Raw genomic sequence first — 20448 nt, forward strand, 5'->3', positions numbered from 1 at the left:
TTAGTTAGCCTTTTGGCAATTGCTAATATGCAACTTGAATGCGCGTTGGGTTATGAGTAGCAGCTAGCGATCGCTAGTTGAGCATGTTGCAATAATACATCTTTATCCAAAGCATGTATGGGATATTGCGGTGTTACTGCCAGTAGTTTCTCAATTCTTTCTCTAGCTGCTTCTAGGACTGCTTCATCTAAGCTACCGTTACTGAGCGAATCAGCAAAATCTTCAGCAATCCGATAAGTTCTTTCAATAGATGATGAATTAATATTACGCGACACAATAAACAAATCGCAGCCTGCATTAAATGACCGCGCCACAGTACCAGCTTTCATAAACATATCTGAAATAGCTTTCATATCCAAATCATCAGATACAACTACTCCCTCAAAGCCAAGTTCCTCTCTAAGTATGGTTTTGAGGATAGCCTGAGAAAGCGTTCCTGGCACATCAGGATCTATCTTGGGAAATAAGATATGGACAGTCATAATCAAAGGAATCTGTACTTCGATTAAAGCTCTGAAGGGTATAATTTCTCGAAGTCGCAGGTCTTCTAGAGTTAAATTCAGTATTGGTAGCTCAATGTGAGAGTCCTTGCTCGTGTCTCCATGTCCGGGGAAGTGTTTAGCGCATCCCAAAATTCCTGAATCTCGAAGTCCAAGGTAGTAGTCACGGGCACCTTGAGTAGCAGTTTCGGGAGTGTTACCAAAGGCGCGAGGTCCAATCACGGGATTATCGGGATGGGAAAAAATATCGGCTACGGGTGCCCAAGATAAATTGATTCCCAGTGATTTTAGTTCTACCGCTGTGGCTTTTGCTACTTCATAAGCGTGCGATCGCAGTAAAAAAGCATGAGGAAAGCGGGTAATTGGCGGTGGTGTACGAATTACACGACCTCCTTCATGATCGAGAGTGAGGAACATGGAATCACGTTCACTATATTCTCGTATCTGTTTATTCAAATCCTTGAAGCTTTCCAACCAAACCTGATATGGAGTGCCATCCAAAAAGTTCTTAGCAAAAAATATCGCCCCAATCGGTTTTAATTCATTGAGTGCGCGTTTATCGTCATCGCTTAATGTAGTGCCGGAAATACCTAAAATTAAGTGATGTCCAAAGCGCTTTAGCTCCTGCGATACACCCATAATCTTTTACCTATTAAGTTGTGCGGTAAACAACTTGGTTGTTCAACCTAGAGGACATAAACATTTATCCTACACCCTTATAGGGAGAGGAAAGTTTTCTTTTAAGTAATGCCCCAGATATTTTTTCAGAGCAAGTACACAAATTAGCAAAGAAATCAACTACTTTAAGAAAACTTTTAAAATTAGCTATTTTCAGTCGAAGGAAATACTTTTGTTTCCCTAAATCACTTGCATGTAAATATAGATAAAGTGCATGGCGCAAAGCTATTGCCAACAATGGTATTGGCAATTTGCTTGTGCAAGTGCGCGTAGGTAAAATTCCCTTTGGCAAAAGTTTTTTGGGGAAGCGATCGCACAATCACTGCCAAATGTAACGGATTGCAACGTATAATGAGAACGATAAAACGGTTAAGAAATATTGAAGAGCAGTAGGGTTACATGCGAGTAGCGATCGCGGGAGCGGGACTAGCAGGACTTTCCTGCGCGAAATATCTTACAGACGCAGGTCACACACCCATTGTCTTGGAACGTCGAGACGTTCTAGGCGGTAAAGTGGCCGCATGGAAAGATGCTGATGGAGACTGGTACGAAACAGGTCTGCACATCTTTTTTGGCGCATATCCCAATATGTTGCAGTTATTCAAAGAACTGGATATTGAAGATCGGTTGCAGTGGAAAGAACACACAATGATCTTCAACCAACCAGATGCACCAGGTACTTACAGCCGCTTTGATTTCCCAGATTTGCCGGCACCAATTAATGGTATAGTGGCAATTCTGCGAAACAACGACATGCTGACATGGCCAGAAAAAATCCGCTTTGGCATCGGGTTATTGCCGGTCATGATTCAGGGGCAAAAGTACGTTGAAGAAATGGACAAATATTCCTGGACAGATTGGCTACGTAAACACAACATTCCAGAACGGGTCAATAAAGAAGTTTTTATTGCCATGGCCAAGTCGCTGAATTTCATCGACCCAGATGAAATTTCGGCAACCATTCTTTTAACTGCCCTCAATCGTTTCCTCCAGGAAAAAAATGGCTCGAAAATGGCCTTTCTGGATGGTTCGCCAACAGAACGATTGTGTCAGCCGATAGTGGATTACATCACCGAACGCGGTGGAGAAGTCCGCTTGAATGCCCCCTTAAAAGAGATTTTGCTAAACGCCGATGGTAGCGTCAAAGGATACTTGATTCGGGGGTTGAATGGAGAGGAAGATGAAGTTTTCACGGCGGATTTGTATGTATCTGCCATGCCGGTTGACCCTCTGAAGGTGATTTTGCCAGCACCTTGGAAAGAAATGGAGTTTTTCCAAAAGCTAGACGGGTTGGAAGGAGTGCCTGTGATTAACGTGCATTTGTGGTTTGATCGTAAACTTACGCAAATTGATCACTTGCTATTCTCGCGATCGCCCCTCCTAAGCGTTTATGCTGATATGAGCAATACCTGCCGTGAATACGCCAACCCCGAACGCTCGATGCTGGAATTAGTTCTAGCCCCGGCAAAAGATTGGATTGCCAAATCTGATGAGGAGATTGTGGCTGCAACTATTGCCGAGTTAGAAAAACTCTTCCCCGACCACTTTGGGGGAGACAATCCAGCAACATTGCTGAAATCTCATGTGGTGAAAACGCCCCGTTCAGTTTACAAAGCGACCCCTGGTCGTCAACAGTACCGTCCCTCGCAAACAACCCCCATTAGTAACTTCTATCTCTCAGGGGATTACACCATGCAACGCTACTTAGCCAGTATGGAAGGTGCCGTACTTTCTGGTAAGCTGACAGCGCAGGCGATTTCTGAGGCCCTCCCGGTAGCAAATTCCTCAAACCTGCAAACGCTCACCCGACCGCCCGCAACGAATGCTGCAACTGCCTGATTCCCCGCCGCGCATGAAAACGCTGGTCTCTGTAGACGAGTCATACAAACTTTGTCGGCATCTCACAGCAAAGTATGCCAAGACTTTTTACCTGGGTACTTTGCTTATGAGTCCGGTAAAACGTCAATCTATTTGGTCAATTTACGCTTGGTGTCGCCGTACAGATGAATTGGTGGATGGCCCCGCATCTGCTATTACCACGCCAGAAACCCTAGACCTATGGGAACAGCAGCTGGAATCGATTTTTGCGGGGCGTCCATTAGAAAATTACGATGTAGCTTTAGTTGATACCCTCCAGCGCTTTCCGATGGACATTCAGCCATTTCGGGATATGATTGCCGGTCAGCGCATGGACTTATATCGCAGTCGTTATGAAACCTTTGAGGATTTATACCTCTACTGTTACCGTGTTGCTGGCACTGTTGGCTTAATGTCAACATCAGTTATGGGTGTGGATAACACCATATATGCAGCACCGTGGCAACAGAACAAACAACCTTATGTTCCCATAGAACAAGCGATCGCTCTCGGAATTGCCAATCAACTCACCAACATCCTGCGGGATGTGGGAGAAGACGCCAAACGGGGACGGATTTACATTCCCCTGGAAGACTTGGCAAAATTCAACTATAGCGAGCAAGACTTCTTCAAAGGTGTGGTAGACGATCGTTGGCGAGCATTGATGCGCTTTCAAATTGACCGCGCTCGTCAATTTTACACCACATCCGACCAGGGAATTACTTATTTAGCATCCGATGCCCGTTGGCCTGTGTGGGCAGCATCAATGCTGTACGGTCAAATTTTGGAGGCGATTGAACGCAACGATTACGATGTATTCAGTCAGCGGGCTTACGTTCCCCAGTGGAAAAAGTTACGCACTTTGCCCGTAGCTTGGATGCGATCGCAAGTCCTTTAAAAAATTAGTCATTTGTCCCTAGTCCTTAGTCCTCGGTGTTTTATAAATAACCAATGACCATCACAAATGACCAATGACAAATGACTATTGACTCTTACTGGCAAGTCTGGTAACATTGATATTCGTGAGTCAGGAGAGGTGGCTGAGTGGTCGAAAGCGGCAGATTGCTAATCTGTTGTACGGCAGGCAACTCCGTACCGAGGGTTCGAATCCCTCCCTCTCCGTTTTTCAGCTTTTGATACACGGAGAATATTCTGTGTACAAAAAGAATTACTAAGATCGGCGTAAATATTTCTACTCCCAAAGATGGATGATATGATTTATCCTTTGGAGTCTTGATAAGATCCAGCTAAGTTACAAACCTAGTTTGGATCTTATTTTTAGGCTCCTAAATATCTGAGGAGTGAAAGTAATTTATGAGAAAAATTAGCGCCGCCTTAAGTTTAAGTATAGCTACCCTAGCAACTGGCTTCCTACTTGGGGCTTGTGGTGATAGCAGTACCCCCAACGGCACAGCTAACAACGGAAGTACCGCTACCCCAGCGGCAAACTCAACTACTACAAGCAGTGCTAAAGGGCTAAAAATTGGTTCCTTGCTACCGACAACAGGCGACTTGGCTTCTGTGGGACAGCAGATGTTAGGCTCTGTACCTTTACTAGTCGATACAGTCAACGCTTGCGGTGGAGTGAATGGCGAACCTGTTACCTTGGTGCAAGTAGACGACCAAACCGACCCGAAAGCTGGAGCTGCTGGTATGACTAAACTAGCAACTTTAGATAAAGTAGCAGGTGTAGTTGGTTCCTTTGCCAGTAGCGTTTCTAGTGCAGCAGTCTCCATTGCCACGCCGAATAAAGTCATGCTGGTTTCCCCTGGTAGTACCAGTCCCGTATTTACCGATAAGGCTCAAAAAGGTGACTATAAAGGCTTTTGGGCACGTACCGCTCCCCCCGATACATACCAAGCACTAGCTTTAGCCCAACTTGCCAGAAAAAAAGGTTTCAAGCGAGTTTCTACAGTCGTAATTAATAACGACTATGGCGTAGGGTTTGAAAAAGCATTCGTGCAAACCTTTGAAAAATTGGGTGGAACTATAGTTAATAAAGATAAGCCTGTCCGCTACGACCCAAAAGCTCAAACATTTGATACAGAGGCGGCTGCTGCATTTGCTGGTAAGCCAGATGCAGTTCTGGCTGTACTCTATGCAGAAACTGGTAGCCTCTTCCTGAAAGCCGCCTATCAGCAAGGTGTGGCGAAGGGAGTACAGATTCTGCTGACAGATGGGGTAAAGTCACCGACTTTTCCCGAACAAGTTGGCAAAGGCAGTGATGGTAAATATATTTTAACTGGAGCGATCGGTACAGTACCGGGTTCCGATGGTAAAGCATTAGAAGCATTCAACAAGCTGTGGAAGGATAAAAAGGGTGGTGCGCCAGGAGAATATGCTCCTCAAGCTTGGGATGCAGCAGCTTTATTGACATTGGCAGCGCAAGCTGCTAAAGAAAATACAGGCGTTGGTATAGCCAGCAAAATCCGGGAAGTTGCTGATGGGCCTGGCACAGAAGTTAGTGATGTCTGCGAGGGACTGAAGTTACTTAAAGATGGTAAAAAGATTAACTACCAAGGAGCCAGCGGCAACGTAGATGTTGATGCTAACGGCGATGTCATCGGTGTCTATGATGTTTGGACAGTAGGAGACGATGGCACAATCAAGGTGATTGACAAAGTTACCCCTAAGTAGAAACTTAGGAGTTAGGAGTGATGAGTTATGAATTTAATAATTTAATCTTAATAACTCCTAACTCCTAACTCCTAACTCCTAACTATTTAATCCCACTGAAGTTGTAACCAACTCCTAACAACAAGCCCACATCAGTTTCATCGAAAAATCCGGCATTGATAGCAGCTGTTGCCGTAAATTGAGAAGTTAGAGGCACATCAATGCCACCAGACACCAAAAAGGCAAATTTTGAATCATCACCAGTTTTGTAAGCTGCACCCACTCCGACGTAAGGTGCGATCGCTAATGGTTCGCTAAAAGCATCTGCTGATTTGAAGGTAAAATCGTAGGTGATTGGAAGTAGAACTGTGGTGTTGTCACCAAATACAGCTGAGGGTCGCACTGATATAGAATTTGTCAGTCCGATTTTACTGACTACTGCAAAGTTAGCGTCGCCCAAAGACGTGTCACCACCACTCAAACCAATGTTACCAGCGACGCCAAGATAGCTACTACCACCAGCCGTAGTTCTACCTAAATCAATATCTGATTGCGCCACTCTTGTCGCAGATGGTTGAACAGTAACAGTAGTTTGAGAAGTCGGTTGTACAGGTTCAGAAGTGAGCGTTGCAGATGAGGTCGCCACTGTGCCTGGAATGGGTATGGGTGTTACACTGGCGTTTTCTTGTATCGCATTGTTGGGTAACTGCTCTACCTTAGTTAAATTTGTGACTGTAAAAGTTTCAGTTGTTTCTGTAGAGAGGTTTTGGCTAAACTCTTTGGGAGACGCTACAGTTGCGGAAGGTTCGGTTAATGGCTGATTGCTCAACTTGTCTACTGTTTGGGCGCTTGCAGATAAACCGTTACTTAGGAATGCAAGAGCAGCTATACTTGGCAACCAAAAAACACCTTTACGAAGAAAAATAGTATTCACGTTCACTCCTAAAACAATGTTGCCGCGAAAAATAAAGATTTTTGTTGATTTAAATCAACAAATTCGGGCAATATTCAAAATTTAACATCAAAAAATCGGTTTTTGCATTCTGACTTTATTTGATTCTCTAGTTAATATTTACTAGCAAAAAATTAAATTTTATAGCAATCCTGAATCACTCATGAGAAACAAGATACCCAACAACTTTTACAAGGTCGGGGATTTGTGGGTTGCAATTTTCACAAATTAAATAGAATTGATATATATTTATTTTAAATATCCTGAATTTGATAGATGACAAATAGTCCCTTTTCTTAAAACCAAGATAGTGTTAGTTAAGGAGGCGATCTCAACCTCTCCTAATGCAGAGAAGAAGTTTTTTAGGATAGCTGTCTTACCGCCAAAGGCAGCTAAATTGTGAAGTGATATTACGAAGCTTGCAAAAATATTTAGAAATTGCCTAGAAGGCAAACATAGTTCTAACGTAGAACCTATTAGGAGAGACTGGAGGCAAATGTGATGAGCGAAAATAATATTCAAAAGTATCGGTTTGTCTGTACCCTGACTTTCGGTGATATCTACGGTCAAATAATTGTTTGGTTGATTACGATTACCCTAAGTTTGGCATCAGCTTTGGCGCTGATGGGTGCCAAGCGGCCCGTGTACGCTTTAGCAACAGCGGGTCTCGTCGTTCTGCTATCGCTACCTTTCTTGTTGTTTGCGTTTGTCACTACCTTGTTAAATCATATTGAAGTCAGTCCTGTAGGTCCGGGAACCAAAATGGAACCTATACCAGGTAATGTGTCTCAACAACAACCTGTACAAGCAACTAGCTAAAGAGTTAGGAGTTATGAGTTATGAGTTATGAGTTATGAGTCACTTTATCTGTGCCGTAACTCTTTGTTTTTAACTTTTCACTCCTAATTTCAAAATTTGTTATAACTTCCCTGTCTGTAGGCAGGGAATTTTTTTGTAGAGATGCTACTGTTACAACGCACTAGCTGATTAATCACCTCTCTACAATAGAACAGCAGTGGTTTGCAATCAGGGGGCTAATTATGCTGGAACACGATGTGATTATTGTCGGGGGTGGATTGGCGGGATGTCGCGCTGCTGTAGAAATTGCCCGCACTGACCCTAGTTTAAATATTGCTGTGGTTGCCAAAACCCACCCAATTCGTTCCCACTCGGTTGCGGCTCAAGGTGGTATGGCTGCATCGCTGAAAAATGTTGATTCAGAGGATAGTTGGGAAGCACATGCTTTTGATACTGTCAAGGGTTCTGATTACTTGGCAGACCAAGATGCCGTAGCAATTCTCACCCAAGAAGCGCCAGGTGTGGTGATTGACTTGGAACACATGGGCGTTTTGTTCTCTCGCTTATCCGATGGGCGCATTGCCCAACGCGCTTTTGGCGGACATTCTCACAACCGCACTTGCTACGCCGCTGACAAAACTGGTCACGCGATTTTGCACGAATTGGTTAACAATTTGCGGCGTTATGGGGTGCAAGTTTATGAAGAGTGGTACGTGATGCGTCTCATTTTGGAAGAAAATGAGGCGAAGGGTGTGGTCATGTTCCATCTTTTGGATGGACATATTGAGGTGGTGCGGGCTAAGGCAGTGATGTTTGCCACAGGGGGCTATGGTCGCGTTTATAACACTACCTCCAATGATTACGCTTCTTCAGGTGATGGTTTGGCAATGACTGCGATCGCAGGTTTACCCCTGGAAGATATGGAATTTGTCCAATTTCATCCGACTGGCTTATATCCGGTAGGGGTACTCATTTCAGAAGCGGTACGGGGTGAAGGGGCGTATCTAATTAATAGTGAAGGCGATCGCTTTATGGCGAATTATGCACCCAGTCGCATGGAACTAGCTCCTCGTGATATTACCTCACGAGCGATCGCTTACGAAATTCGCGCTGGACGTGGTATTCATCTCGATGGCAGTGCTGGTGGCCCCTTTGTCTATCTGGATCTGCGCCATCTGGGCAAAGAAAAAATTATGAGTCGCGTTCCTTTCTGTTGGGAAGAAGCCCATCGTCTAGTAGGCGTTGACGCAGTAACTCAACCGATGCCAGTCCGCCCGACAATTCATTATTGTATGGGTGGTATACCAGTTAACACCGATGGTCAAGTTCGCAGTAGTGGTGATGGTTTAGTTGATGCTTTCTTTGCTGCGGGTGAGACTTCTTGTGTTTCTGTACATGGTGCAAATCGTTTGGGGAGTAATTCTCTGCTGGAATGTGTCGTTTATGGCAAAAGAACTGGGGCTGCGATCGCCAAATTTGTGCAAAAACGTAAGTTACCCTCTGTAGATGAGCAACGGTATGTAACAGAAGCCCAGCAACAAATTCAAGCTTTGTTAGAACAACCAGGAAAGTACCGCATTAACCAAGTCCGTGAAGCTTTCCAGGATTGTATGACTGAATACTGCGGTGTTTTTCGCACTGAGTCATTAATGACTGAAGGGTTACACAAACTAGAAGAAATACAACAAAAATACCCTCAAATTTATTTAGATGACAAAGGTAGTTGCTGGAATACGGAACTCGTAGAAGCCTTAGAATTGCGAAGTTTGATGGTAGTAGGGCAGACCATTTTGGCATCAGCCCTAAATCGTCAAGAAAGTCGTGGCGCTCATTTTCGCGAAGATTATTCCCAGCGAGATGATACGAACTTTCTCAAACACACAATGGCTTACTATTCACCAGCGGGAATTGATATTCAATATCGGCCAGTGGCGATTACTATGTTTGAGCCAAAAGAGCGGAAGTATTAGTTAAAGGTAAATGTATGTCAGAAATCGAGGGGACTACAAAAATTTTGTCCACCTCGATTAATAACAGTAAGTGCGAAAATATTTTCTATGTGTCGTAAAATTCTGACTATAAAAACAAAATTTTTATTTAAAATATGAACGATTCACAAACTTGGTATATTGTCAAGCGTTCTGTTGGAAGCTGTGAAATTATCCCCAGGGACCAAGTTGGCAACGATAATCTAGAAATTATAGAACAATGGGGGCCTTTTAGTTCGCAAGAAGAAGCGATCGCTCGACGTGTCGGACTTATTAGGGCTGGAAAGTGCAAACCAGTTTAAGTTAGTAGTTAGAAGTTGACAGTGATGGACTTTATTCCTAACTCCTCACTATTCACTCCTAACTTTATTCCTAACTCTTCATTTTTCTGCTGTAGGTGTACCCTTAGCAGCAATTTTTTTACCTATCACTTCCACTGCTTTAGCGAATTGAGGATCTGCAAGAGTAGCGAGTTTGTCACGTTCATGGAGCCACAAATCTTCCATCTGCTTTTTGCTCAAATCCACCTTCACATCTGGCGAAATGCCTTTGTGATTGATATCTGTACCATTGGGAGTATAGTAATGAGCAATTGTCACCGCTAATCCTGAGCCATCTTCCAGGGGGCGCACCGATTGCACTAGTCCCTTACCAAAGGTTTGAGTACCGACCAAAGTAGCACGCTTATTATCTTGCAAAGCCCCTGAGAGGATTTCACTGGCACTAGCTGAACCTTTATCTACCAGCACCACCAATGGTTTAGTTGTCAAGGCTCGTCCGTTTGCCTCTTCCTTTTCTGCCTCTCCTTGGCGTTCAACAGTGGAGACAATCTTACCTTTATCTATCCACATCCGGGCAATATCGACACTGGAGAAAAGTAAGCCACCAGGATTACCACGCAAATCAAGGATATATCCAGCTACCTTTTTGCTTTCTAAATCTTTGATGGCAATTTGCATTTCTTTACCAGCATTGGCGCTGAACTGGTTCAAGCGGATGTAGCCAAGATTTCCGGCTGGGGTTTTCTTTTGAGAAAACTTAACTGGATGGATTTCAATGCGTGCCCGTTTGATGTCAAACTGTTTTGTCTTACCGTCACGCATAATTGTCAAGCTGACTTGAGATCCTGCTTCACCCCTAATCAAGGACACTGCCTGATTAGTATCCATCCCCTTAGTATCTTTGCCGTCAATTTTGAGAATGATATCTTTTGCTAAAACACCAGCTTTAAAGGCTGGTGTATCTTCGATTGGCGCAATTACAACCAATTGCTTGGTTTTTTCATCCTGACTAATGGTGATCCCAATCCCTGTCAATTCTCCAGAGGTATCAACTTGCATATTTTTGAATTCTTCTGGGTCCATAAACCGGGTGTAGGGGTCTTCTAGCTTTTTCAGCATTTCCCGAATGGACTTATACGCATCTTGCGGATTACTGTAGGACTTGCTCAAGTATTCCTTACGAACAGCCTGCCAATCTACCTGATTAAAAGTACCGTCGACATATTGGCGCTGAACAATTTGCCAAACTTCATCTACTAATTCTTTAGGACTTGCTTTAAATAAAGCCTGACCTCGCGAATGAATGCCAAGGCTAGTAACAGCGATCGTGGAGAGTGTAACTGCCGTAGCACCCAAAACAAGTCTACTTTTTGTAATCACCATAATGACAGCTGCGTCAGAGGGAAAATAATATAGTCAGTATGCTCAATCTAACACAGGCTACCACTGTACAGACCTAGTATGTATTCTTAATTTAAACAAAATACTTGACAATCAGGCGGCCTTGGTGGTTAAAAGATACAAAGTTTTTGGGTATGGGGCAGTGGGTACAAGAGGCAGAGGTACAAAGGGGCAGAGGGGAAAAACTTACTGCAACTTAAATTTTTCCCTGCTCCCCTGCTCCCCTGCCTCTTTTAAGGTTCTACCCAGCGTTCATCTGCCTTAATGAGGTTAATTAATTCCTCTACACCTTTATCTTCTGGGACTTTTTTAATTTCTTCTCGACCACGATACAAAGAAATATAACCAGGTGTTTTGCCAACGTAGCCATAGTCAGCATCTGCCATTTCTCCGGGACCATTGACAATACAACCCATAACTGCAATGTCAAGACCAGTTAAGTGTTTAGTGGCTTCCCGAACTTTGTGCAGCACTTCCTCTAGATTAAACAAAGTGCGTCCACAGGAAGGACAAGCGACGTATTCCACCATCGTTTTTCGCAATCCCAAAGCTTGGAGAATGCTGTAACAGACGGGAATTTCTTTTTCTGGTGCTTCTGTCAGTGAGACGCGGATTGTATCACCAATGCCATCAGCAAGTAATGTGGCAATGCCTGCTGTGGATTTAATTCGCCCGTATTCGCCATCACCGGCTTCCGTAACGCCTAAATGTAATGGGTAATCCATACCCAGTTCATTCATGCGCTTGGCAATGAGGCGATAGGCGGCTACCATCACTGGGACTCGTGAGGCTTTCATGGAAACTACCAAGTTGCGGAAATCCAAAGATTCACAAATGCGAATGAATTCTATGGCAGATTCCACCATTCCTTCGGGGGTGTCACCGTAAGTAAATAGCATTCTCTCAGCCAGAGAACCGTGATTTACCCCAATTCGCATTGATTTTCCTTGATCGCGCAAAGAAACTACCAGAGGTTCTAAGGTTTCGCGGATTTTCTCGCCAATTTCGTCAAATTCGCTTTTAGTATATTCAGTTCGATTGATATTTGGCTTTTCAAACACATACAAGCCCGGATTAATCCGCACTTTCTCTATGTGCTTGGCAACTTCCACAGCGATTTTCAGCCCATTGTGATGGACATCAGCCACAATTGGCACGTCTTGGTAAGTTTTAATTAATTTTTGTTTAATTTCTCCTAAAGCTTTAGCATGAGCCATACTTGGCACTGTGACGCGGACAATTTCGCAGCCAATTTCGTGCAGACGACGAATACCAGCTACGGAACCATCTATATCAAGAGTGTCTTCGTTAATCATTGACTGCACTACAACCGGGTAGCCACCGCCAATGGTGACATTTCCCACCTTTACAGCACGGGTTTTACGCCGCTTGATAGTTGTATCAAAGGTATCTTGAGTTGATGTGATGCTTGAAGTGTTTACTGTGGGCAGAGTTTGCATAACCTGATTAGGTAAATTTGCTGTTGCTCAAATATCAGATTTAATAAATCTCTGTTTCCCAGATTGCCACAGCTAGTGCCTCTTTTGGACGATTAGTATAGAAAAAAATGGAAAATAACACAGACAAAGAAATAAAGAGCAATTGAAGAGTTTTACTCATTTGTAAAGATATATTACTTAAAATATTTTTAAGTGAGTAGCTTGAGTGCGATCGCTTTAACCAGACTAAGTTGCGTTGCTCCTAAATTTACAGACACCAGATACTATCCGCTTTGACTATACCTCCGTATTCATGGGAGAAAACATATTGACCAGATTCTAAACCAGTGGCATATTCCTCTAGCCAGTTCTGAAAACTTGAAGCGACGAGTTCTCGAATATCGTTGTCATGCCACATCTGAATAATTTGTCCAACTTTGCCACCTTTAGCAGGAGCTAAGTCTAGACAATCGTGATTGCCATCACCGTCATAGGTTAGTGGTATCCATAACGCACTCCACCAATCTGTACAAATTCCTATTCCTGGTTCTGGCTGACTTTCACAACCATCGAAATTACCTGCGTCTAGAAGTTCCTTCCAAACTTGCCATTCATCTTGAATACGTTCAAGAGATAGAAATTCTCTTCTATTAATCAGCCCATAATTGTAGCCTGATTGTCCATTATGGATACGGTAAGAACTCTTGACATCATCAGGAAACTGTATCAGCAGAGCGTCTTATACTGCCTTTATCTGACTCTCTGATGCTCCAGGGTTCAATGTATCAAGAACTTGTGGAGTATTAGCTTCGAGCCAGAATTCTATTCTTGTCCAAATTTCCTGCATACTTGTAGCTGCCTCGAATTAGAAATATTTTGCCTTATGGTTGGTTTACAGATGAGTGGTTAGATCGACGGTTGGCGATGTTGCGAAGTTTGGATGAGAGCGATCGCTAAATTTATTTAATAATACAAATATACTATTAAGCAAGGAAAATGAGGAGCGAGCGCCCCTACCACCAGCTAAATTAGACTTATCACCAAATGCTTTAACGCCCATGCTAGAAAAAACATCTACATTCCAGAAAGCCATAGAAGCAGTAGAAGCATCCAGAAGCTCAGGCTATTCTTAAATTTGGGGATTGAAATCATAGATGTTATTACAGAATAAAAGCGGCTGTAATTATGAACACCCAAATAACACCTCAACTACCAATTCCCCCACATTTTAATCCTGAAGAAGTCGGCGAAGTCTGGCGCGTACCTTATCAAGAACGTGCCGCTGAAGCTGAAATGTGGGCAAAACAACACGATATCAAACCTGCATCTTTAGATAAAACTCGTATTTGCCTACTGTTAATTGATGTCCAAAACACCTTCTGCATCCCTGGATTTGAATTATTTGTAAGTGGTAAATCTGGTAATGCGGCAGTGAATGATAACGTCAGATTATCTGAGTTTATCTATCGAAACTTGGGAATAATCACGAAAATTGTACCAACTCTAGATACTCACACAGCAACGCAAATCTTCCATCCGATATTTTGGGTAAATGCTGCGGGAGAACATCCTACCCCAGCCGCGACTAGCATTACACCAGCAGATATTCAACAAGGTATTTGGAAAGTTAACCCAGCAGTTGCTAACAGTGTTACTAATGGGGATTATGAATTATTAGAAAAACACGCTTACCATTACATTAAGCAACTCAGTCAAGACGGTAAATATCCACTCACTGTTTGGCCTTATCATTCTATGTTGGGTGGTATTGGTCATGCTCTAGTTTCATCGGTAGAAGAAGCGATATTTTTCCACGGCATTGCGCGTCAGAGTCAAACGCAATTTGAAATTAAAGGTGAAAATCCTTTAACAGAAAACTATTCCATCTTACGTCCAGAAGTTTTAGAAGATTTTGAGCAACGTCCACTTGCTCAAAAGAACACGCGCCTGATTAAACAACTTTTAGAATATGATGCAGTAATTATTGGTGGTCAAGCTAAAAGTCACTGCGTCGCTTGGACAATTGACGATTTATTAACAGAAATTAAACAGGTAGATGCCACCCTTGCTCAAAAAATCTATTTGCTAGAAGATTCTACTTCGCCTGTCGTTGTTCCCGGTGTTGTGGACTACACAGAACAGGCAGATGCGGCATTTGCAAGATTTGCAGAGGCAGGAATGCACATCGTAAAATCTAGCGAAAATATAGCATCCTTTATTTAACGCAAAGGATCGCAAAGGTTTCGCAGAAGAACACAGAGATTTCCTTTGCGTTCCTCTGCGTTTCAAAACAAAACTCATTTCTTCAAATAACCCTTTGGATCTTCTGCTACCCAACCCAGAGATGAGCTAGAACGCACTTCAAAATGGAGATGGGGTTGAGTGGATGTTGGTTTTCCACTAGTACCTACTGTTCCTAGTAAGTCTCCTTTTTTCACTTGTTGACCGACAGTAACTTTGATGGTGTCAAGCTGGGCGTAACGGCTTTGAAGTCCGCCACTGTGGTTAATAATGACCAACTTGCCATAAGAACCTTGATCACTGGCAAAGGCTACAGTTCCAGGTGCGATCGCTAGTACATTAGTACCAACTGATGCTAATAAGTCAACACCACTGTGGAAGAAAACTTCACTTGTACCGGGATTAATTTGCCAGCCGTAAGCTAATCCTACAGTTGCCACTTCTCCCAAAGGATATCCAGACAAAGATGCACGGTTTGGTGTACCTGCATCAGTAGGTAAAGGCGACTTAGTTACAACACCATTAGGCGACCAATTTACCCCCGGAACAAAGACGATTCTGGGGTTTTGTTGGCAGCCATTCACCTCAAACAGGCTATCAGCACGAACTTTGTATTGTGCCGCCACTTGTCGCCAAGTTTGACCGCGAGGCACTTCGACTACAATCCCATTGTAGGGAGGAATCTGAAGCACACTACCAACAGCGACAGCTGCACCGTTCTGCAAAGCTGGATTCATGCCAATAATAGTTGTCGGAATGAGATTGTAGCGCTGCGCTATGCTCTCCAAAGTTTCGCCACGAACAACTTTATGGCGTTGGAAGCGAGATAAGGCTGGAGTTGAGCAACCACCCACAGCAGCGTTAGCACTGTTTGAGCTTGAGTATGGCAGTATGCTTACTAGGCCCAAGGCGCTAACTAAGCTACAGAGAAACAGTTGACGAAAGGGTAAAGTCATGTACACAGGTCAAGAGCGCATTAACTTTAAATTTTAGATGGGAAGAATGGGGATTGGGGACTAGGGATTGGGGAAGATGAGGGGGACAAGGAGATAAACAAAACTCTTAACTCCTAACTCCTAACTCAGCACTCCTAACGCCCATTCCCTAATTTCTCGTAAATTGATCTGTCCACTTGCCGTTAGCTTGACTACACTTAGAAATTAGCAACTGCATTGCTGTTCTTGAGCAAAAGATTATGAAGTTATCCTTAAAGCAATTGGCGGTTTATGTGTTTTTACTGGTAATTGGCGGTGGTGCAGGTTTGTTTGGCAGTCGCTATTTCGTGCCACAAAATCGCTCGTTCCAACAGTTAAGAAATGTAACAATGGCTTCGCCTCCAGAATCCGTAGTTCCGAATTCTCCTAACGGAGCTATTGGGGCTACTGGTGGCGATAACGTGAATTTTATTGCGACGGCAGTGCAAAAAGTTGGCCCGGCTGTAGTGCGAATTAATGCCACTCGTAAAGTAGCTAATCCCATCTCTGACGCTTTGAAAAATCCCCTCTTGCGGCGATTCTTTGGAGAAGATGACCAACCAATTCCTCAAGAACGCATTGAGCGCGGTACAGGATCGGGATTTATCTTGAGCGAAGATGGGGAATTACTCACCAACGCTCATGTAGTGGCAGATACAGATACAGTACAAGTTACCCTCAAAGATGGTCGGAGTCTAGAGGGTAAGGTGGTAGGAGTTGATTCAGTAACAGATGTGGCGGTAGTGAAAATAAAAGCGAATGATTTGCCGACGGTAAAACTGGGCAATTCGCAAAACCTGATCCCAGGACAATGGGCGATCGCTATTGGCAATCCTCTGGGTTTAGATAATACTGTCACTATCGGTATCATCAGCGCTACCGATCGCACTAGCACTCAAGTTGGTGTCCCAGATAAGCGAGTCAGCTTTATCCAAACTGATGCCGCAATTAATCCTGGTAATTCTGGTGGTCCCTTATTAAACGCCCAAGGCGAAGTGATTGGTATTAACACTGCTATCCGCGCTGATGCTCAAGGACTCGGTTTCGCCATCCCCATTGAAACCGCCGCCCGCATCGCTAATGAACTTTTTACTAAAGGGCGCGTGGAACATCCCTTCTTGGGTGTTGAAATGGCAGACCTTTCTCCCATCAGAAAACAGCAGATTAATCAAGAAAATCAACTAAACATTCAGCAGGATGCTGGAATTGTGATTAAAGGAGTCACAGATGATTCCCCAGCCAAGCGTGGAGGACTGCTTCCTGGAGACGTGATTCAAAAATTTAACGGCAAACCGGTCAAAACTTCAGCCCAAGTTCAGAGGCTGGTAGAGTCTAGCAAAGTTGGAGACATAATAGCTCTCGAAGTCAACCGCAGCGGTAAAGTTCAAACCTTCAAAGTACAATCAGGAGCTTATCCTGAAAAGAAGTAGTCAAAATAATTCGTAATTCCTAGAAAGCGTCATTCCGAATTACGAATTAGTAATTATTTGGTCAATAGTTCCAGAATGTTTGACTACTGACTATTAATTATTGGCCATTAGACAAATGCTCTAACTGCATTCTTTGTTCCATCTGGCGCAGAAAATACCCTGTCATCATGGCTGATGCTAGAAGCCCAGCTAAGTTTTCCCTATCTGTTGTGATTTGCACGTTGAAATTTTCCGCGGGGAGCATTCCCACTAGCCCTTGGACATTTTGCGAGATGATTTGTTTAATTTCGGGGCTAGCGGACTGAGCAACCCTAGCTAAAACATCAGGAGACTGATGCTGTAGATATTTGAGTAACTGATTAGGGTATTCCTCAGAGTGGTCGGAAAGAAGTTGATTAGGGTGTTCCTCAGAGTTGTCATTCAAAAAGTCAGGATTAAACACCATTGGCAGTTTTATTTAGCTTAATTGCTAACTCTACTCTAAACCATAGTACAAGGCTAGCGCATTCACCACAGGTATAAGTCAAGAGGAAGGGAGTGTGATTAGGGGAGAGATGACAGATGACAGGTTATAGGGAATAATCTGCACCTGTAACCTGTACCCTATTCCCTTCTTTACTCCCCACTCGCCACTGCCTTTAGTTCTAGTTCTAGTTCTAATTGTTCTTCCTTCTGACTGGTAGAAAGTATTTGCGGGAGTTGTTCGATTTGGAAATACTGATGGAATTTTGGGGTTACTTGGAGTGAGTAGGAGCGAGAATCGCTGTCTCGGCGCTTGCGGATGAAACCAAGTTCGACGAGTTCTGGAACGTGTTGATATACTCCCGAACCGCGCAGGTTAATCAAGTCGCTCTGAAGTATGGGACTATTAAGAGCGATCGCGGCCAAAGTCCGTAATGCACCTACACCCAATTCCACTGGTATCATCGTTTGCACTAGATCGTGAAAGTCAGACCGGAGTTGCAAACTGTAACCATCTGGGGTTTCTATGACCTCTAGGGCGCTATCTCGGTGGGCATAATTGTCCATAAGTTCAATTATGCCTTCTTTGACAGTGGCGCGATCGCACGCGGCATACTCGGCGATTTCGCCGAGCGACAAGGGTTTACCCTTTAAATAGAGAATTGCTTCTATCTTCGTCGCTGTGGCTGTAATCATTTAGTCATTAGTCGTTAGTCATTGGTCATTAGTCATTGGTCATTAGTACATGACAACTAACAATCAACAAGTGTGTGGCATTATATCCTAAATTGTCAAAGTATTTTTTTAAACTTTCAAATTTGGCATTGGGCATCAGTTATTCTCCTCCTGCTCACCAATTCCCCATGCCCCATGCCCAATGCCCAATGCCCAATGCCCAATAACTTAAAAGCCTCTACTCGTAAGAATAAATTCTGCGATCGCTAAATCTTGTGGAGTGGTCACTTTTAAATTTGTCTCCTCTCCTTCGACAATTCGGACTTCGATGCCGCACTTTTCAAATAAAGCAGCATCGTCTGTTACTTCCCAACCTTGACGGACTCCTTCAGCATGGCACTGTTTCAACAACTTGACATCAAATCCTTGGGGAGTTTGTGCCGCCCATAGTTGTCGTCTGTCGGGTGTTTCTTGAATTATGACTTGTTCATTGACAACTTTGATGGTGTCTTTGACGGGTACACCAGCAATTAAACCAGGACAGTGGCGAATGGCCTCAGCACAAGAGTTAAATAAATCTGGTGTGGCTAGGCATCTAGCACCATCATGAATCAACACTTGTTCTGCGGCTACTGGCAGAGATTGTAAGCCATTGTAAACAGATTCTTGGCGGGTGGAGCCACCTTGAATCAATTCCACTGGTTTAGTCAGCTTCAGATCGGCGATAATTGCTTTGAACTCTGGCCAATCGGTAGACTGAGAAATAATCCCGATCCAACTGATTGTAGTGGCGGCTTCTGCGGCTAATAAAGTCCAAGCAATAATTGGTTGCGATCGCACGACTAGCAGGAGTTTATTGCGGTTACTCCCCATTCTTTTTCCGATTCCCGCAGCTGGAATTAGTAAATACACAGAATTCCTCAATCTTTAAGCTATATATTTTCCCCTAAAATAGGGAGCGAGTAAGCGTCAATAAATATTATGCGAGTAGTAGCCCTTGTACCTGGCGGAATTGGCGACCAAGTTCTCTTCTTTCCGACTCTAGATGACCTGAAGCGCCATTACCCTAACGCTCAGATAGATGTCTTTGTTGAACCCCGGTCAAAGGCTGCCTACCGAGTGAGCAAGTCAGTTCACGAGGTGCTGAACTTTGATTTTAATGACCGTAACAGTCTGGCAGATTGGGGTAATTTAGTGGGAACTATTCGCGATCGCGAATACGATGTTGCCATTGCTGTTAAGCAAAATTGGTTGGTGGGTCTTTTACTCTGGTTGACGGGAATTCCTATACGCATTGGCTATCAAGGCAAAGGATCGGGTTTTCTTACCCATGCTGTGCCTTTCAAACCATCCCAGTATGCGGCAGCAGTTTACCATGACTTGCTGCAACCATTGGAAATAAATAGCCCTGTCCCAGAGTTAGCAGTAAATGTGCCAAAACCAGATATTGAATGGGCACAAAAGGAACAAAAACGTTTAGGGGTTCATGAAACAGGCTATATCTTGATTCATGGCGGTTCTGGCCAGTTATCCCAGGCTAAAGAACTAGATAAAATCTACCCTGTCGAAAATTGGCAGCAAATTATTCAAGCCTTCCAACAAAAACAGCCGGATTTACCTGTGGTTGTTATTAAGGGAGTTGATGATGAGCAGTTTGTGCGATCGCTTCTGGAGTCTTCTCCAGATATCAAGGTGACTGCCCCAGATGATATTGGTAAGTTAACTGCCATAATTGCCGGGGCAAATTTGATGTTATCGACTGATAGTGCGGCACTACAACTAAGTGTTGCAGTTCAAACCTATACCATTGCTATCTTTGGCCCCAGCGTTCCAGCTAAGTTGTTGCCGAAAAACGATAAATTCCTGGCTATTGAATCCCTCACAGGAAAAACGGCGGATATTTCACCAAACGCAGTTTTAGAGAAAATTTGGGGTGGCTAAACCAGTAATTTTTTGAAGAAGTCAGAAGTCAGAATTCAGAATCAGAAAGTGGGAGATTCAGACCCGCTATTAAGAAAGTTGACCATAAAATCATAGATTTTACGGGGGTGCAATAAATGCCGTTGATTTAGCGTTCGACTGAGCGCTCATGCCGAAGTCCGCTTTTTAGTTCAGAATTCATACTGAAACCAATTTGAAAAATGATTGCGATAGAT

At 43.6% G+C, this 20448-nt stretch carries 19 protein-coding genes and 1 tRNA gene; 10 read left to right on the plus strand and 10 right to left on the minus strand.

Features of this window, described 5'->3' with window-relative positions:
• Positions 1-50: 50 nt before the first annotated feature.
• A complete protein-coding gene (locus HWQ42_RS26590) occupies positions 51-1139 on the minus strand; it encodes a glycoside hydrolase family 3 protein (RefSeq protein WP_292817196.1) in 1089 nt (362 codons plus the stop codon).
• A 438-nt stretch (positions 1140-1577) separates the two neighbouring features.
• On the opposite strand from HWQ42_RS26590, the gene pds reads away from it, so the two are divergent.
• The 4 genes from pds (at position 1578) to HWQ42_RS26610 (ending at position 5672) form a co-directional block, all read left to right on the plus strand.
• On the plus strand, positions 1578-3017 hold the full coding sequence (pds, locus tag HWQ42_RS26595) for a 15-cis-phytoene desaturase (protein WP_292740892.1): 1440 nt from the start codon (positions 1578-1580) through the stop codon (positions 3015-3017).
• Positions 3001-3933, plus strand: coding sequence for a 15-cis-phytoene synthase CrtB (gene crtB, locus HWQ42_RS26600; RefSeq protein WP_292817198.1), 933 nt, complete (start codon positions 3001-3003; stop codon positions 3931-3933). Before pds ends, crtB begins: the two co-directional genes overlap by 17 nt.
• A 132-nt stretch (positions 3934-4065) precedes the next feature.
• Positions 4066-4157: transfer RNA gene (locus tag HWQ42_RS26605), tRNA-Ser, on the plus strand.
• A 192-nt stretch (positions 4158-4349) separates the two neighbouring features.
• Positions 4350-5672, plus strand: coding sequence for an ABC transporter substrate-binding protein (locus HWQ42_RS26610; protein ID WP_292817200.1), 1323 nt, complete (start codon positions 4350-4352; stop codon positions 5670-5672).
• 82 nt (positions 5673-5754) lie between these two features.
• Here HWQ42_RS26610 and HWQ42_RS26615 read toward each other — a convergent pair whose 3' ends face one another.
• Positions 5755-6585 carry a hypothetical protein gene (locus HWQ42_RS26615; RefSeq protein WP_292817202.1) on the minus strand — a complete coding sequence of 277 codons (831 nt, stop codon included), beginning with the start codon at positions 6583-6585 and terminating at the stop codon, positions 5755-5757.
• Positions 6586-7104: 519 nt separating this feature from the next.
• Here HWQ42_RS26615 and HWQ42_RS26620 point away from each other — a divergent pair.
• The 3 genes from HWQ42_RS26620 to HWQ42_RS26630 all read left to right on the plus strand — a co-directional run bounded on the left by HWQ42_RS26620 (position 7105) and on the right by HWQ42_RS26630 (position 9691).
• Positions 7105-7422, plus strand: coding sequence for a hypothetical protein (locus HWQ42_RS26620; protein ID WP_099102821.1), 318 nt, complete (start codon positions 7105-7107; stop codon positions 7420-7422).
• Positions 7423-7643: 221 nt separating this feature from the next.
• On the plus strand, positions 7644-9371 hold the full coding sequence (locus HWQ42_RS26625) for a succinate dehydrogenase/fumarate reductase flavoprotein subunit (protein ID WP_292817204.1): 1728 nt from the start codon (positions 7644-7646) through the stop codon (positions 9369-9371).
• Positions 9372-9505: 134 nt separating this feature from the next.
• On the plus strand, positions 9506-9691 hold the full coding sequence (locus HWQ42_RS26630; protein WP_292817206.1) for a DDE transposase family protein: 186 nt from the start codon (positions 9506-9508) through the stop codon (positions 9689-9691).
• A 78-nt stretch (positions 9692-9769) separates the two neighbouring features.
• Here HWQ42_RS26630 and ctpC read toward each other — a convergent pair whose 3' ends face one another.
• From ctpC to HWQ42_RS26650, 4 genes are all read right to left on the minus strand, one after another.
• Positions 9770-11053, minus strand: a complete 1284-nt coding sequence (ctpC, locus tag HWQ42_RS26635; protein WP_292817208.1) for a carboxyl-terminal processing protease CtpC — start codon at positions 11051-11053, stop codon at positions 9770-9772.
• 251 nt (positions 11054-11304) lie between these two features.
• A complete protein-coding gene (gene ispG / locus HWQ42_RS26640; protein WP_292817209.1) occupies positions 11305-12531 on the minus strand; it encodes a (E)-4-hydroxy-3-methylbut-2-enyl-diphosphate synthase in 1227 nt (408 codons plus the stop codon).
• A 247-nt stretch (positions 12532-12778) separates the two neighbouring features.
• Positions 12779-13243 (minus strand): SMI1/KNR4 family protein, encoded by a 465-nt coding sequence (locus HWQ42_RS26645; protein ID WP_367119070.1) that lies wholly within the window; start codon positions 13241-13243, stop codon positions 12779-12781.
• A gap of 159 nt (positions 13244-13402) precedes the next feature.
• On the minus strand, positions 13403-13603 hold the full coding sequence (locus tag HWQ42_RS26650; RefSeq protein ID WP_292817210.1) for a hypothetical protein: 201 nt from the start codon (positions 13601-13603) through the stop codon (positions 13403-13405).
• Positions 13604-13695: 92 nt separating this feature from the next.
• On the opposite strand from HWQ42_RS26650, the gene HWQ42_RS26655 reads away from it, so the two are divergent.
• Positions 13696-14733 (plus strand): isochorismatase, encoded by a 1038-nt coding sequence (locus tag HWQ42_RS26655; protein WP_292817212.1) that lies wholly within the window; start codon positions 13696-13698, stop codon positions 14731-14733.
• Between the two features lie 74 nt (positions 14734-14807).
• Here HWQ42_RS26655 and HWQ42_RS26660 read toward each other — a convergent pair whose 3' ends face one another.
• Positions 14808-15707 carry a M23 family metallopeptidase gene (locus tag HWQ42_RS26660; protein ID WP_292817214.1) on the minus strand — a complete coding sequence of 300 codons (900 nt, stop codon included), beginning with the start codon at positions 15705-15707 and terminating at the stop codon, positions 14808-14810.
• A 239-nt stretch (positions 15708-15946) separates the two neighbouring features.
• Between HWQ42_RS26660 and HWQ42_RS26665 the strand changes: the two genes are divergently transcribed.
• On the plus strand, positions 15947-17155 hold the full coding sequence (locus HWQ42_RS26665) for an HhoA/HhoB/HtrA family serine endopeptidase (protein ID WP_292817216.1): 1209 nt from the start codon (positions 15947-15949) through the stop codon (positions 17153-17155).
• Positions 17156-17252: 97 nt separating this feature from the next.
• Here the strand turns inward: HWQ42_RS26665 and HWQ42_RS26670 are convergent, their stop codons facing one another.
• The 3 genes from HWQ42_RS26670 to ispD form a co-directional block, all read right to left on the minus strand.
• Positions 17253-17600, minus strand: a complete 348-nt coding sequence (locus HWQ42_RS26670) for a DUF760 domain-containing protein (RefSeq protein ID WP_094347414.1) — start codon at positions 17598-17600, stop codon at positions 17253-17255.
• A 170-nt stretch (positions 17601-17770) separates the two neighbouring features.
• Positions 17771-18313: an SMC-Scp complex subunit ScpB gene (gene scpB, locus HWQ42_RS26675; RefSeq protein WP_094347413.1), complete on the minus strand. Its 543-nt coding sequence runs from the start codon at positions 18311-18313 to the stop codon at positions 17771-17773.
• Positions 18314-18520: 207 nt separating this feature from the next.
• Positions 18521-19204 (minus strand): 2-C-methyl-D-erythritol 4-phosphate cytidylyltransferase, encoded by a 684-nt coding sequence (gene ispD, locus HWQ42_RS26680; RefSeq protein ID WP_292817218.1) that lies wholly within the window; start codon positions 19202-19204, stop codon positions 18521-18523.
• A gap of 69 nt (positions 19205-19273) precedes the next feature.
• Between ispD and HWQ42_RS26685 the strand changes: the two genes are divergently transcribed.
• A complete protein-coding gene (locus HWQ42_RS26685; RefSeq protein WP_292817220.1) occupies positions 19274-20233 on the plus strand; it encodes a glycosyltransferase family 9 protein in 960 nt (319 codons plus the stop codon).
• Positions 20234-20448 lie beyond the last annotated feature (215 nt).

This window comes from Nostoc sp. JL23 (genome assembly GCF_017115065.1).
Classification (GTDB): Bacteria; Cyanobacteriota; Cyanobacteriia; order Cyanobacteriales; family Nostocaceae; genus Nostoc; species Nostoc punctiforme_A.

Coding starts and splice junctions, on each gene's coding strand:
- HWQ42_RS26685 (WP_292817220.1), top strand. CDS start 19,274: ATGCGAGTAGTAGCCCTTGTACCTGGCGGAATTGGCGACCAAGTTCTC.
- HWQ42_RS26610 (WP_292817200.1), top strand. CDS start 4,350: ATGAGAAAAATTAGCGCCGCCTTAAGTTTAAGTATAGCTACCCTAGCA.
- crtB (WP_292817198.1), top strand. CDS start 3,001: ATGCTGCAACTGCCTGATTCCCCGCCGCGCATGAAAACGCTGGTCTCT.
- HWQ42_RS26590 (WP_292817196.1), bottom strand. CDS start 1,139: ATGGGTGTATCGCAGGAGCTAAAGCGCTTTGGACATCACTTAATTTTA.
- ispG (WP_292817209.1), bottom strand. CDS start 12,531: ATGCAAACTCTGCCCACAGTAAACACTTCAAGCATCACATCAACTCAA.
- HWQ42_RS26625 (WP_292817204.1), top strand. CDS start 7,644: ATGCTGGAACACGATGTGATTATTGTCGGGGGTGGATTGGCGGGATGT.
- scpB (WP_094347413.1), bottom strand. CDS start 18,313: ATGATTACAGCCACAGCGACGAAGATAGAAGCAATTCTCTATTTAAAG.
- HWQ42_RS26655 (WP_292817212.1), top strand. CDS start 13,696: ATGAACACCCAAATAACACCTCAACTACCAATTCCCCCACATTTTAAT.
- HWQ42_RS26665 (WP_292817216.1), top strand. CDS start 15,947: ATGAAGTTATCCTTAAAGCAATTGGCGGTTTATGTGTTTTTACTGGTA.
- ctpC (WP_292817208.1), bottom strand. CDS start 11,053: ATGGTGATTACAAAAAGTAGACTTGTTTTGGGTGCTACGGCAGTTACA.
- HWQ42_RS26660 (WP_292817214.1), bottom strand. CDS start 15,707: ATGACTTTACCCTTTCGTCAACTGTTTCTCTGTAGCTTAGTTAGCGCC.
- HWQ42_RS26620 (WP_099102821.1), top strand. CDS start 7,105: ATGAGCGAAAATAATATTCAAAAGTATCGGTTTGTCTGTACCCTGACT.
- HWQ42_RS26630 (WP_292817206.1), top strand. CDS start 9,506: ATGAACGATTCACAAACTTGGTATATTGTCAAGCGTTCTGTTGGAAGC.
- HWQ42_RS26650 (WP_292817210.1), bottom strand. CDS start 13,603: ATGGCTTTCTGGAATGTAGATGTTTTTTCTAGCATGGGCGTTAAAGCA.
- HWQ42_RS26670 (WP_094347414.1), bottom strand. CDS start 17,600: ATGGTGTTTAATCCTGACTTTTTGAATGACAACTCTGAGGAACACCCT.
- pds (WP_292740892.1), top strand. CDS start 1,578: ATGCGAGTAGCGATCGCGGGAGCGGGACTAGCAGGACTTTCCTGCGCG.